Consider the following 11,765-nt stretch of genomic DNA (forward strand, 5'->3'; position numbering starts at 1 on the left):
AGAAAATTAGTGACGGCTCTGAAAGTCAGGATCAAAACGAAAAAAGAGGCAGCACTATATGCCAAAGTTTTCAGATAATCTGACTGAAAAAGAATTACAGAACCTGGTGGCAGAAGTTTCTCTTAAGTATTTTGGCAGACAGTTTAAGCACCAAGTAAAAATTAATAAGCGCATGACAACAACTGGTGGTCGGTATCATTTAGATGATCACCACATTGAAATTAATGCGCATTTTTTAGTGCCGCAATATTATCAAGAATTGATTGGCATAATTAAGCACGAATTGACGCATTACCACTTACATTTAAATCACAGAGGATATCGTCATCAAGACCATGATTTTAAAGTTTTACTTAATAAAGTTGGTGGTTCAAGGTATGCACCGGATATTGGTCTCAGACGCAAAAGCAAAGCAAAATACTTATACGTTTGTACAGTTTGCGGACAAAAATATTGGCGAGTTCGCCGGCTAGATTTACGACGATATGCGTGTGGTCATTGTAAAGGTAAATTAAAATTGGTTGACCACGTAAAGGTAAATTAAAATTGGTTGACCACAGATGAATTAAAAACAATTTTTAAATTTTTTGTTTGACAAAATGTTAGGTACCAAACTATAATTATCTTATAAAATATATTAGGTACCTAACTTTTTATTTTTTTATTAAAGGAGTTTAATTATGAGTCAAACAAGTGATCAATTAATGAAACAACTTCATTTTATTATGCGTGCCAGTCGCTACTACATGTTTCAGAATAAAGAGCCGATATCTGGTCAAAAACGAGTTTTAGCAATCTTAAAGTTGGAAGACGGCCTAACCCAAAATTATCTGGCTGAGATTTTAGCTCTGAAGCCGGGCTCTTTAGCAGAACTGTTGAAAAAGATGGAGTTAAAAGGCGACATTCGACGTGAAGTTAATGAGCAGGATAAACGGGTTAAACGAGTTTATCTAACAGAGAGCGGAAAAGAAAAGGCCGCAAAGTTAGCCGAACAAAAGGCCAAGCAAGATACTGCACCGTTTTTTGCTGGTTTGACTGCGGAAGAGCAAGACCAATTTGGTCAGTATCTGCAAAAAATTGCTGCGGGCTGGGATGATGATTTCAAGGATAAAGCCAGCTCTTTTGTTGACCCAGCTTATCGGATGGAAAGAATTAAAAAATGGCGTGAATATGCCGCTGAGCATAATTTTTCAAGATCAGATATGCGCGCTATGTGTCATCATATGCATGAACGGCATCACTATCATCATGACTGCCCTCGCGCTGATTTTAACAGAAATTATTGCAATTATGATAAGATGCACGGTTATGACCGCGACTTTTGGCGTAAATTTTGGCATAATGAAGATGAAGATTTATAATTAGCAACATGATTAAAGTTTTTCAATTATTGAAAAACTTTTTTATTTAGTCTAAATAAGGAAAGCCGGTATCTTTTATGGCATTTGGGTCAGGTAAAGATGGAAAGCAAAATGTTAAAATTAGTGACTTTTTAGACCTGCTAAAAAGTTTAAATGTGAAAAAGTCTTTGTTCATAATTGGTTTACTACTTAGTCTTGTCACAAGTGCAGCCAATTTAGCATTACCTTTATTAACCAGGCAGCTGGTGGACACTAGTAAATGGGATAACTTTAATTATTCAAGTTTAATTATTATCATTGTAGTTTTTGTGTTGCAGCTAGTTTTAGGAACTTTGGGCGGATATGTACTGCGCTATTTTGGTGAAAGCGTAGTCAAGACCCTGCGTGAACGGTTATGGGCTCACCTGTTAAAATTACCTGTTACTTATTTTGATGCTAATAAAGTGGGTGAAAGCAGCTCGCGACTAGTCAATGATACTGGAATAATAAAAGATTTACTGGCTTCGCAGTTTCCTAATTTTATTACCGGCGCAATCCAATTATTTTTCTCATTAATCATTTTATTTGTGATGGATTGGGAAATGGCCACCTTAATGTTTGTCGTAGTTCCTATTGTGGTAGTAATTTTATTACCGGTTGGTCGCATAATGGTGAGACTAGGTCGGAAACTACAAGCGGAAACAGCCAAATTTAATGGTGAGGTCAGTGAAAAACTATCTGAGGTCCGCTTGATTAAATCCAGTAACGGCGAAAAACATGAGCAGGAAGCTGGTAATCACCGAATCAATAAAATTTTCACCATTGGAGTTTTAGACGCACGCGTCGAAGCTGTTTTACAGCCAATCATTATGACCTTGATGATGGCTGCTTTTGCCGGCATTTTGGCTTTTGGCATTATTCGCGTTGGTCAAGGTTCTTTAACAAGTGGTTCATTAGTGGCCTTTTTACTGTACTTATTTAATGTTATTGGCCCTGTTGCCAATTTTGCCACCTTTTTCTCCCAGATTCAAAAAGCCTTAGGCTCAACTGAACGTATCCAAGAAATTTTACGAATAGAGCCCGAAAAGAACTCGGGTCAACAGACCTGCGATTTAACTAATAAAACTTTAACTGCACAAAATCTGAATTTCAGCTATGTGAAAAATGAACCAGTTTTACAGTCAATTTCATTTGTTTCACGGCCAAATTCTGTAATTGCTTTTGCTGGTCCCAGTGGTGGCGGGAAGTCAACTATTTTTGCATTACTAGAGCGGTTTTACCAACCGGATAGTGGCAAAATTACTATTGGAAACCAGAACATTCAAGATATTGACCTCGCAAATTGGCGCTGCCAAATAGGCTATGTTTCTCAAAATAGTGCTATTTTTTCTGGAACAATTCGGGAAAACCTGGTTTATGGTTTAACTAAAAAGATGACCGATGAAGATCTTTGGCATGGACTTTCTTTGGCTTATGCGGATCAATTTGTCCGTGAATTTCCTGATCAGATGGAGACTGAAATAGGTGAACGCGGAATTAAGCTCTCTGGTGGTCAAAAGCAGCGCTTAGCTATAGCACGAGCATTTTTACGTGACCCTAAGATTTTAATGCTGGATGAAGCTACGGCTAGTCTCGATTCAGAATCAGAGGGAAAAGTGCAACAGGCACTCGATAAACTAATGGTCAATAGAACTACTTTGGTAATTGCGCACCGACTGGCGACGATTGTTAATGCCGATCAAATATATTTTATAGAACACGGTAAGGTTACAGGCCATGGCACCCATCACGAATTGATGCAAAAGCATAGTTTATACGCTAAGTATGTCACCGAGCAGATGGTAAATTAACCGCTTTTACATAAAAATGATTAAGAAAACTCTTGTGCTAAATTCAATTTTGGGTTATAGTATTGAATGTGTTGCGGGCATGGCGGAATGGCAGACGCGCAAGACTAAGGATCTTGTGATCGCTTTTAGATCGTGGAAGTTCGAGTCTTCTTGCCCGCATTTGCTTTAATGGAGCTTTGGCTCCATTTTTTTGTGCTTAATTTATTTTTGAGCAGATTTATTTTGCAACCAACTAACTTTATTTTAAAAATTAATTATATTGTATAGTTTTATAATTAAGAGAGGTTATACTTAAGAAGAGATTTTTTAAAGCAAGGGAAAACAAATGGCGAGAAAACGAAGAAGCAAGAAGTTATCTAATACAGCAATCATTATGCGCACTTTTATTATTTTATTTTTGTTAATAATTGCTTTTGTGGCTTTTCGTTATTATCGTAGGCAGGCAATTCAGTCTGAACAGATTAGACAAGAGCAGCTTGCGCGTGAAGAGGCAAGGCAAAAGATTATCAGACAGCATAAGGCCTTTATCCGTGAAATTGGCCCGATAGCTAAAGAAGTGGATAAATCTTTTGATCTTTTACCTAGTATTACAATTGCCCAAGCCTGTCTCGAAAGTGATTATGGAAAAAGCGATCTTTCGCAAAAATACAATAACCTCTTTGGTGTCAAAGGCAATAACCCTAATACCTCTGCTGTCTTGAAAACCAAAGAATTTGAAAAAGGCAAGTGGATTGAAATTAAAGCTCGTTTTCAAATTTATGACTCTTATGAAGCTTCAATCAGGGCTCATGCGCGCTTGTTCCAAAAAGGGACAACTTGGGATGCCAAGCAGTACCGGCACGTTCTGGCAGCCAAAAATTATGAAGCTCAGGCTCATGCTTTAGTCAAGGACGGCTATGCCACCGACCCTGATTATGCGGACAAACTGATTAAATTAATTGAAGAATACAATCTTGACCGTTTTGATAAATAGAATGCACAGGGTAACAAATAAGGCTACGATTTTTGGTACAATAGAAGAGTTATAAAATTTGGGGTGAGAGGATTCAGAATGAGCGTAGAATCAATTTTAAAGGGTTTAAATCCACAGCAAAAAAAAGCAGTACAGATTACAGAAGGGCCTTTATTAGTCGTTGCTGGAGCGGGTTCTGGGAAAACATCTGTGCTAACGCGGCGAATTGCTTATCTAGTTGCTGAAAAAGGGATCGCGCCTTGGAATATTTTGGCTATTACTTTTACCAATAAAGCCGCTACTGAAATGAAAGAGCGCGAATATAAGTTATTGGGACAGCAGGCTGACGGTATCTGGATGTCGACTTTTCATGCTCTTTGTGTCCGCATATTAAGACGGGATGCTGAAAAAATTGGTTATAGCGGTAATTTTTCGATTGCTGATTCAGCTGAACAGCTCACTTTAATTAAACATATTCAAAAAGAGCAAAATATTAATCCCAAAATGTATGAACCACGGAGGATTTTGTCTGCCATTTCCAATGGCAAAAATGATTTACTTACTCCAGATGCATTTTCAGCCAGCGCTGCCTCACCTTTTGAAAAAATAACTGCTCAAGTGTATCAGGAGTATCAAAAACGCCTAAAGAATGATCAAATTATGGACTTTGATGATTTGATTATGCAAACTCTGGTTTTATTCAAAAAGGCTCCGACAGTTTTACATTATTATCAAAATAAATTTCGTTATTTACTGGTAGATGAATACCAGGATACCAACCAGGCACAATACGAACTGTGTCATGCTTTAGCGGCACAATATAAAAATATCTGTGTTGTCGGTGATGCGGATCAGTCAATCTATGGCTGGCGCGGTGCTAACATGGAAAACATTATGAATTTTGAGCAGGACTATCATGATGATGGCGTGCAAACTGTCAAACTGGAGCAAAATTACCGTTCAACTGGTCATATTTTAGCAGCTGCTAATGCCGTAATTAAGAATAATCGTAACCGCAAAGCCAAAAAGCTGTGGACAGACCAAGGTGAAGGTGCAAAAGTAACTTATTATCGCGCCCAAAGTGGCGACGATGAAGCGCACTTTATTATTGCTAAAATACAAGAAGAGGTAAAAGAGAAAAAGCGCTCTTACCACGATTTTGCGGTATTATACCGCACTAATGCGCAATCCAGAACAGTTGAGGAGTCCTTTGTTAAGTCAAATGTTCCTTACCAAATTGTTGGTGGGCATAAATTCTATGATAGAAAAGAAATCATGGATATTATGGCTTATTTAAAGTTAGTAGCTAATCCCAGCGATTCCATGAGTTTCAACCGGATTATTAACACCCCTAAGCGCGGTATTGGACCAGTTAGTGTGCGGCGTTTTATGGACTTTGCCCGTGATAATGGTTTATCAATTTTAGGAGCCTTTGATCACATTAGTATGTCGGGCGTTACTGCTCGGGCAGGCGCCAGACTGAGTGATTTTGGCGCTAAATTACGCGATGCGATTAACTTTGCTAAAGATCATACAGTTACTGGTCTGACTGAAAAAATACTGCAAGATTTTGGCTATACTGCTGCCCTGAAAGCTGAACATACAATTGAAGCAGAGACTAGATTAGAAAACCTGGATGAATTTTTGTCTGTTACTAAGCGTTTTGACGATGAATATGAAGAAAACGATGACACTGAAAATGCATTGAGTGACTTTTTGTCCGAGGTTTCTCTTTTAAGTGACCAAGATGATTTGGCCAATAATGATGATCAAGTTGCGTTAATGACATTACACGCCGCAAAGGGGCTGGAATTTCCAGTAGTCTTTTTAGTGGGAATGGAAGATGGACTTTTTCCTTTGTCACGCGCTTTGATGGAAGATGATCAGCTGGAAGAAGAGCGCAGATTAGCTTATGTGGGTATTACCCGAGCTAAGCGCGAACTGTTTTTAACAAATGCATACTCACGCATGATGTATGGCAGAATGCAAAATAATCCTCCTTCCAGATTTTTGGCAGAAATTGATCAAGACGATCTGAATATTGAAAACTCCGTCCCAATTACCTTGACTAGTGCTAACTTGCAAGCTGAAACTGCACCTTTTGCTAACAGTGATGAACGGGCACGTGCACAGGTTTATACTCCCAAAGTTAAACCTGCTGGTGCAGTGGGAGCAGAGAAAAAAGGCTGGAATGTCGGCGACCAGGTAGAGCATAAGTCCTGGGGCAGAGGTGTTGTAACTAAAGTTAACGGCAAAGGCGAAGACATGGAACTTGATATTGCTTTTAGTGGCAAAGGAATCAAGCGGCTTCTAGCAGCATTTGCACCAATTAAAAAGGTATAATAAAAGCAGAAATAAAAAAATAGTTTTAAATCAGGAGGAAGAAAATGGCAGATTTAACTCTTGATGAGGCCAGAAAAGAAGTCGCAGCTCTAAGAGATAAACTAGACGAATGGGCAAATGCCTATTATACAAAGGACACACCTGAAGTTGAAGATAATGTGTACGATAAAAACTATAATCGTTTAGTTGAACTTGAGCAGGAATTTCCGCAGCTGGTGTCACAAGATTCCATTACTCAAAAAGTAGGGGGACAGATTGACAATCAGTTTACTAAGGTTACTCATGAAATTCCAATGTTATCAATGGGAGATGTTTTTTCTAAAGAAGAACTGCAGGAATTTGATGACAGAGTCCAAAAACAAATAGGTCACGAAGTTGCTTATAACGTAGAGTTAAAAATTGATGGTCTGTCTATTGCCTTAGAATATACTGACGGTAAATTAACCAGGGCTTCTACCAGGGGAAATGGTCAAGTAGGTGAGGACGTTACTCCTAATGCGCGCTATATTTCTGATATACCGCAAACCTTGCCCGCAAAATTGACCACGGAAGTCCGGGGTGAATGTTACATGGGTAAAGAACCATTTGCTAAACTCAATGCGGAGCGTGATGAAAAAGGTGAAACAACTTTTGCTAATCCGCGCAACGCCGCAGCCGGCTCTTTACGGCAATTAGATGCAAGTATTACCAAACACCGGCACTTAAGTACATTTATTTATACCTGGGTTAATCCACCAGCAGAAATTACCAGCCAACACCAGGCAATTGAAAAAATGACGCAGCTGGGTTTTCACACTAACCAAACCGGGCGCAGAATTGTAAAAATGGCCGATATTTTTGCTTTTATTGACGAGTATACTGCTAAAAGAAATTCGCTGGATTACGGTATTGACGGGATTGTTTTAAAAGTTGACGATTTGGACTTACAACAAGAACTAGGAAATACCGTCAAAGTGCCCCGTTGGGAAATAGCGTATAAATTTCCTCCTGAAGAGCAGGAAACTGTGGTTCATGAAATTAAGTGGACGGTTGGCCGTACTGGAGTTGTAACGCCAACTGCGATTATGGATCCTGTCCAGTTAGCTGGTACTACAGTTTCTCATGCTGTTTTGCATAACGCCGATTTATTGCAACAAAAAGATGTCCGTATTGGCGATACCGTTATGTTACATAAAGCGGGTGATATTATACCCGAGATTTCAGAAGTGGTATTAGCTAAAAGGCCGAAGGATGCTCAACCTTATCCGATTCCGACAACGTGCCCATCGTGTGGAGAAAAATTGATTCATCTAAAAGATGAAGTAGCATTGCGCTGTGTTAATCCGTCGTGTCCTGCTCAAATTGAAGAGGGCATAACTCATTTTGCTTCAAGACCGGCTATGAATATTGACGGCTTAGGGCCTAAGATCGTGCGGCAGTTAATTAAGAATGGTCTAGTTCATAATGTAGCTGATTTGTATCATTTAACCGCTGCTGATTTGGAAAAACTGGATCATTTTAAAGATAAATCTATCAGCAATTTATTAAACGCCATCAATAATTCAAAAAGAAATTCCGTTGAATTATTGTTAACTGGACTTGGAATTGATCATGTCGGTGCAAAGGCTGCCAGATTAATTGCACAAAAGTTTAAAAATATGGCAAAGATTATAACTGCAGACGTGCAAGATGTAGCTGCTATCGCTACAATAGGGATGACAATTGCAGAATCTTTAACCACTTATTTTGCTCAAGATGAAGTTAAAGATCTAGTTAATGAACTTAAAAAAAGTGGTGTTAACATGGATTATCTGGGTGCAGAACCTGAAGACACCGCAGCAATCCCAGACAATTACTTTAAAGATAAAACTGTCGTTTTAACAGGAACTTTGGCGCATTACACTAGAAGTGAGTTTACCAAGAAATTACAAGCACTTGGTGCTAAGGTAACTGGTTCAGTTTCAAGGAAAACCGATTATGTAATTTATGGTCAGGATGCTGGTTCCAAATACACCAAAGCGCAGAAGCTCGGTGTACCGTTATTGACTGAGGAAGAAGCAATTGCTCAAGTTAAATAAAGGAACTTTTAAAGTGAAAAAATACTTGCAAATATTAACGCTTTTGGGAATGTCATTGAGTTTGACGGCTTGCGGCAACTTGAAAAATTCCAACTTGGCGAATAACGCTAAAACATCATCGAATTCAAGCCCTAAAACATATCAAACTACTGATACTGGTAATAATGGGTATACTGTTTTGCTTAAAAACGGGCATTATGTAACAAGTCCAATATCTGGCCTGACAGCGACTGATAATGATAATTCTGTCGACACCAGAGAATTAGAACGAGGCTTGGTCCAGATTTCTAAAGGCGTTTATTCAACAAATTCATATGTCTTTCAGGAAGGCCAGTACATTTCTGCCACTGTAGCCAATCAATGGCTGGGACGAAAGTCAAAGTCAAATCCCACTGGCCTTAATCCCAAAATAGGAACTAAGAAAAATTACCAGCCAATTTATTTAGAAGAAATAATTGAACAAGATTTTTTGACGGGATCCGGTTCAAATTACCACATAGGTGGTATTAGTATTGGGCTTGCTCTTAATTCAATTGACTATTATCAAAAGAAAAAAGATGGTCCTGAATACCAGGCACAAATTTCACGTACGCAGCAAAAGCAATACGGGCAAGCAGTGGCCCAAAAAGTAGTGGCTCGTTTGCGGAAAAAGAAAGCTTTAAAGAACATTCCAATTACGGTTGGGCTTTTTGCTAAAGAAAGTAAGGATTCTTTAGTGGCTGGAACTTACTTTTTGAGCGGGACAGCGGCCGCTAATAGTAGTAAAATAACTAAATGGAAAACTATTAATACTCAAGCGGAAGTTTTACCAACGGTTGGTGGTAAAAAAGCAATTAATAGCAGTGATGCTTCCAGTTTCAATAGTTTTAAAGAATCTATTCAAAATTATTTCCCTAATATCAGTGGTGTAACAGCAACTTTACGCTATGAAAATGGTAAATTAGCTCAAGAAAATATTACAATTACTACCCAGTTTTATGGGTATGAGCAAATTCAAAGTTTTACCAGGCTGGTTTTATCAACCGCAAAGAAGTATTTGGCTAATAACGTGCCAATCGAAATTAAGATTGGTTCCGTTAATGATATCCAGGCTTTAGTTGCTAAAGAAACAGGGGATAGTAGTTATCAAGTCCATATTTATGGTGGCGAATAAGGAGGTATATTTGCGTGGAAATTACAGAAGATACAATTAAACACGTTGCGACTTTGTCGCGGCTTGAGATTGATGAAAAAGATATCAGCAAGGTAACTGAACAAATGAGTTCAATTATTAATATGGCTGATCAATTATCAGAAGTTAATACTGCTGGTGTGAAAGAAACCGTTCAGGTTGTTGATCGTGATACTGTTTTTAGAGAAGATGAGCCTGAACACTGGCAAGATCGAGCTGAATTAATGAAAAATGTTCCTGAACAGGCCAATGGCTTCATTAAGGTTCCGGTAATTATTAATAAGGATGAGGACGAGTAATGAATTACTTAAATGAAGATATTGACTCTTTAAATGAAAAACTTGCCCACAAGACTTTGTCAGCCGACAAATTAGCGCAAGATACAATTGATAATATTAAAAAGACAGATGACAAGTTGAACGCCTGGATTACTGTTCAAGAAGATGCAAAGCCACAAAATGATTTAGACTTTGCTCATAATAAACTTGCTGGCATTCCCATTGCCATTAAAGACAACATTATTACTGATGGTGTTAAAACAACGGCAGCTAGTCATATTCTAGATAATTACATTCCGGTATATGATGCGACTGTCATTGAAAGATTAAAAAAGGCGCAAGTGACTTTTGTGGGTAAAACCAACATGGATGAGTTTGCGATGGGTTCTTCTACGGAACATTCATACTTTGGCATCACCCATAATCCGTGGAATTTGGATAAAGTACCGGGCGGTTCATCTGGTGGTTCAGCTGTTGCTGTTGCCTCGGGCCAAGTTGTTGCTGCTTTGGGTTCAGACACTGGTGGTTCGATCAGGCAGCCTTCCGCGTTTAACGGCATTTTTGGTATTAAGCCGACATACGGCCGCGTTTCTCGCTGGGGCTTAATTGCTTTTGCTTCTTCCTTAGATGAAATCGGCGTGATGAGTAAGCGGGCAAAGACTTCAGCTGAAGTTCTGAACGTTATTGCGGGTAGTGACGACCATGATTCCACTCTTTCGACTAGAGCAGTGCCTGATTTTACCAAGTACATTGGTCAAGATGTTAAGGGGATGCATGTAGCGGTAGTTAAAGAATATATGGCTGCTGTTGATGGTGATATGCGCAAGGCAATTCAAGAACAAATTGATGCTTTGGAAAATGCTGGAGCAATCATTACTGAGGTATCTTTGCCTTTAACCAAGTATGTAGTTCCCGACTATTATATTATTGCTTCAAGTGAGGCTTCATCAAACCTGCAAAGATTTGATGGTATTCGTTACGGCTACCGTGCTCAAGACACTAAGAACCTATTAGATGTTTACGTTAAGTCTCGTTCAGAAGGTTTTGGCGAAGAAGTTAAACGGCGGATTATGCTGGGCTCCTTTGCTCTTTCAGCCGGCTCTTATGATCGTTTCTTTAGACAAGCATCTAAAGTCAGAACGTTAATTTGTGACGAATTTGATCAGATTTTCGCTGAAAATGATGTGATTGTGGGACCAACCACCACCACTCCTGCTTTTGGTATCGGTAGTGAAATTTCTGACCCGATTAAAATGTACAATAATGATATCTTGACTATTTCAGCCAACTTAGCAGGAATTCCTGCTGCCAGTGTTCCAGCTGGTTTAGTTGACGGGATGCCTGTAGGACTGCAGATTATGGCCAAACGGTTTGATGAAGGCAGCATTTTCCAAGTTGCTGACTTTATTGAAAGAACTAATAAGTTTTATGAAAAAACACCAACTGGAATGGAGGATTAACTGATGAATTTTAAATCAACGATTGGGTTCGAAGTTCACTTTGAATTAAAAACTAAAAGTAAGATTTTTTCACCTTCGCCAGTAAGTTATGGTGCAAAACCCAACACTGAAACAAATGTCATTGATTGGGCAATGCCAGGTGTTTTACCTTACGTTAACAAGGACGTTTACCGTTTAGGAATTATGGTGGCGTTGGCCACACATGCTCATATTTTGCCAACCACTCATTTTGACCGGAAAAATTATTATTACCCTGATAGTCCTAAGGCTTATCAGATTACCCAATTTTTCCAACCACTAGCTCGTGATGGCTA

At 38.9% G+C, this 11,765-nt stretch carries 9 protein-coding genes, 1 tRNA gene and 1 pseudogene; all 11 read left to right on the top strand.

All coding sequences use genetic code 11. The features are described from left to right. The first annotated feature begins 79 nt into the window (after positions 1–79). Positions 80–544 (top strand): SprT family protein, encoded by a 465-nt coding sequence (locus Q0R51_RS08230; protein WP_294758029.1) that lies wholly within the window; start codon positions 80–82, stop codon positions 542–544. A gap of 136 nt (positions 545–680) precedes the next feature. Further along, on the top strand, positions 681–1,361 hold the full coding sequence (locus tag Q0R51_RS08235) for a MarR family winged helix-turn-helix transcriptional regulator (protein ID WP_294758013.1): 681 nt from the start codon (positions 681–683) through the stop codon (positions 1,359–1,361). Positions 1,362–1,438: 77 nt separating this feature from the next. Continuing rightward, positions 1,439–3,190, top strand: coding sequence for an ABC transporter ATP-binding protein (locus Q0R51_RS08240; RefSeq protein WP_294758015.1), 1,752 nt, complete (start codon positions 1,439–1,441; stop codon positions 3,188–3,190). Between the two features lie 73 nt (positions 3,191–3,263). Beyond that, positions 3,264–3,349, top strand: a tRNA-Leu gene (locus tag Q0R51_RS08245). A 166-nt stretch (positions 3,350–3,515) separates the two neighbouring features. Then, on the top strand, positions 3,516–4,163 hold the full coding sequence (locus tag Q0R51_RS08250; RefSeq protein ID WP_110445793.1) for a glycoside hydrolase family 73 protein: 648 nt from the start codon (positions 3,516–3,518) through the stop codon (positions 4,161–4,163). 78 nt (positions 4,164–4,241) lie between these two features. Next, positions 4,242–6,485 (top strand): DNA helicase PcrA, encoded by a 2,244-nt coding sequence (gene pcrA / locus Q0R51_RS08255; RefSeq protein WP_294758018.1) that lies wholly within the window; start codon positions 4,242–4,244, stop codon positions 6,483–6,485. A 44-nt stretch (positions 6,486–6,529) separates the two neighbouring features. After that, on the top strand, positions 6,530–8,542 hold the full coding sequence (ligA, locus tag Q0R51_RS08260; protein ID WP_294758021.1) for an NAD-dependent DNA ligase LigA: 2,013 nt from the start codon (positions 6,530–6,532) through the stop codon (positions 8,540–8,542). A gap of 13 nt (positions 8,543–8,555) precedes the next feature. Continuing rightward, positions 8,556–9,695: a CamS family sex pheromone protein gene (locus Q0R51_RS08265; RefSeq protein ID WP_294758023.1), complete on the top strand. Its 1,140-nt coding sequence runs from the start codon at positions 8,556–8,558 to the stop codon at positions 9,693–9,695. Between the two features lie 14 nt (positions 9,696–9,709). After that, the gene (gene gatC / locus Q0R51_RS08270) at positions 9,710–10,012 is read left to right on the top strand and encodes an Asp-tRNA(Asn)/Glu-tRNA(Gln) amidotransferase subunit GatC (protein WP_046324527.1); all 303 of its coding nucleotides are present in this window, start codon (positions 9,710–9,712) and stop codon (positions 10,010–10,012) included. Then, positions 10,012–11,451 carry an Asp-tRNA(Asn)/Glu-tRNA(Gln) amidotransferase subunit GatA gene (gene gatA / locus Q0R51_RS08275; RefSeq protein ID WP_294758027.1) on the top strand — a complete coding sequence of 480 codons (1,440 nt, stop codon included), beginning with the start codon at positions 10,012–10,014 and terminating at the stop codon, positions 11,449–11,451. The genes gatC and gatA overlap by 1 nt, the downstream gene beginning before the upstream one ends. Before the next feature lie 3 nt (positions 11,452–11,454). Further along, positions 11,455–11,765 (top strand): annotated as a pseudogene (locus Q0R51_RS08280) (Asp-tRNA(Asn)/Glu-tRNA(Gln) amidotransferase GatCAB subunit B); the annotation flags it as partial.

The organism is uncultured Lactobacillus sp. (genome assembly GCF_946477725.1).
Taxonomy (GTDB): Bacteria; Bacillota; Bacilli; order Lactobacillales; family Lactobacillaceae; genus Lactobacillus.